The 2,374-nt window shown below is 69.2% G+C and carries 2 protein-coding genes; both read left to right on the top strand.

Translation table 11 applies throughout. The features are described 5' to 3' along the window. The coding region (locus DSP71_RS23285) for a substrate-binding domain-containing protein (RefSeq protein WP_258546305.1) at positions 1–438 on the top strand (438 nt) is incomplete at its 5' end. 179 nt (positions 439–617) lie between these two features. After that, on the top strand, positions 618–2,249 hold the full coding sequence (locus DSP71_RS06930; protein ID WP_113680721.1) for a glycoside hydrolase family 13 protein: 1,632 nt from the start codon (positions 618–620) through the stop codon (positions 2,247–2,249). Positions 2,250–2,374: the final 125 nt, after the last annotated feature.

The raw sequence follows: 2,374 nt of genomic DNA, 5'->3' as shown, positions 1-2,374 counted from the left end.
CACACCCCGCCCCGCCGCAAGCTCGAATCGGCGCGACGTCTGCTCGAATCGCTCGGCGCACCGCTGGCGGACGAACTCGTCGTGCGCGGCATGTACTCGCTCGAGTCCGGCCAGGCGGGGGCTTCACGACTGTTCGCCGCCGGTGCGACGGCGATCGTGTGCGCGAGCGACCCGATGGCGCTCGGGGCGGTGCGCGCGGCGCGGCGTGCCGGGCTGTCGGTGCCGGGTGACGTGAGCATCGTCGGATTCGACGACTCCGCGCTGATGAGCTGCACCGAGCCGCCGCTGACCACGGTTCGGCAGCCGATCGAGTCGATGGGGCGAGCTGTGATCGCCCTCCTGCTCGCGCAGATCGCCGGCACGGCTCAGCCGAGCGACGAGCTCCTGTTCGAGCCCGAACTGGTGCTGCGCGCCTCGACGGGGCCCCTGCCCCTCTGACCCAGGCCCCGACGGTGCGCTGATTGCTGTGCCCGCAAATCATCGCAAATTTGCGACAACTCGTTTAGTTCTTGCGTTAAGTGATTGAGAAAGCTACATTCGACTCATCGCCACCGACGACGAGGAGTTCCGTGGACACTGACGTTCTGCGCACGACGGCACCCGCCGGCACCCTGACCATGCCTGCTGGAGACGGCTGGTGGCGGACGGCCGTGATCTACCAGGTGTACGTGCGCAGCTTCGCGGACGGAAACGGCGACGGCATCGGCGATCTCGCGGGTGTCCGCTCGAGGCTCCCGTACTTGAAGAGCCTCGGGGTGGACGCGCTCTGGTTCACCCCGTGGTACCTGAGCCCCCTCGCCGACGGCGGGTACGACGTGCAGGACTACCGCCGCATCGATCCCCGTTTCGGCTCCCTGGAGGAAGCGGAGCAGCTGATCGCGGAGGCGCTCGCTCTGGGCATCCGCACGATCGTCGACATCGTGCCCAATCACATCTCGGATCAGCACGAGTGGTTCCAGCGGGCGCTGGCGGCGGGTCCAGGCAGTCCGGAGCGGGAACGGTTCTGGTTCCACCACGGCCGCGGGGAGCACGGCGACGTCATCCCGACGAACTGGGTGTCGAGCTTCCAGGGCGAGACCTGGTCGCGCACGCGGAACCCCGACGGCACCGACGGCGAGTGGTACCTGCATCTGTTCACCCCCGAGCAGCCGGACCTGAACTGGAACCACCCCGATGTGCGACGTGAGCACCAAGACGTCCTGCGGTTCTGGTTCGACCGCGGGGTCGCGGGTGTCCGGATCGACTCGGCGGCTCTTCCCGTCAAGGACCCCGCGCTTCCCGACCTCCCCGCAGGTTCGGCGCCCACGGTGGACCATCCGCACATCGACCGCGACGAGCTGCACGACATCTATCGCGAGTGGCGTGCGGTCGCCGACGAGTACGACGGGGAGCGGGTGCTCGTGGGCGAGGTGTGGCTCGAGGATGCAGAGCGATTCGCCCGGTACCTGCGCCCGGGGGAGATGCACACCGCCTTCAACTTCGGCTTCATGACGCAGCCGTGGAGTGCGCGTGCCATGCGCGATTCCATCACCCGCACCCTCGCGGAGCATGCGCCGGTCGGTGCCCCGGCCACGTGGGTGCTCTCGAACCACGACGTCACGCGTCCGGTCACGCGGTACGGGCAGGCGGATTCCTCTTTCGCCTTCGAGCGCAAGCGCTTCGGCACCCCGACCGACCCGGCTCGCGGTGCGCGAAGGGCCCGCGCCGCCGCGCTGCTCGTCGCCGCGCTGCCGGGCAGTCTCTACATCTACCAGGGGGACGAACTCGGCCTTCCTGAGGTCGAGCTGCCGCTCGACGCGATCGAAGACCCCATGCACTTCCGCTCCGGCGGGGTCGACCCGGGACGCGACGGCTGCCGAGTGCCGCTGCCCTGGACGGGGGCGACGAGCCCCTACGGCTTCGGTGGCGCTCCCTGGCTGCCGCAACCCGAGGACTGGGCGGCGCTCACCGTCGAGGCGCAGGATGCGGACCCCTCTTCGACGCTCAACCTGTATCGCACGGCGATCGCTCTGCGACGGCGCATCGACGACTTCGCCGGCGACCACCTGGAGTGGCTCGAACTGGGCGCCGACGTCCTTTCATTCCGCCGTGGTGACGGCACGCTCAGCGTCACCAACCTCGGGGCGGTCGCCGTGCCGCTGCCTGCACACCATGAGGTCCTCCTCTCCAGTGCGCCGCTCGACGGCGTGCTCCCACCCGACTCCACAGCCTGGCTCGCTCTGCGCGCCACCCCCACGCGCTCGCAGTGAGCGCCGTCGTGATCCTGCACCACCCGTTCAGCACCACATGGAAGGACAGACAATGAAGTCACCAACGAAGGCCATGGTCGCCGGCATCGCCGTGCTCGCGACGGTCGGCGCCCTTGCCGGATGCA

The sequence above is a fragment of the Microbacterium sp. H6 genome (assembly GCF_003314775.1).
GTDB lineage: Bacteria > Actinomycetota > Actinomycetes > Actinomycetales > Microbacteriaceae > Microbacterium > Microbacterium oxydans.
The sequence above is the reverse complement of the archived record's forward strand: the minus strand, read 5'-3'. Positions and strand labels throughout refer to the sequence as shown.

Coding starts and splice junctions, on each gene's coding strand:
- DSP71_RS06930 (WP_113680721.1), top strand. CDS start 618: ATGCCTGCTGGAGACGGCTGGTGGCGGACGGCCGTGATCTACCAGGTG.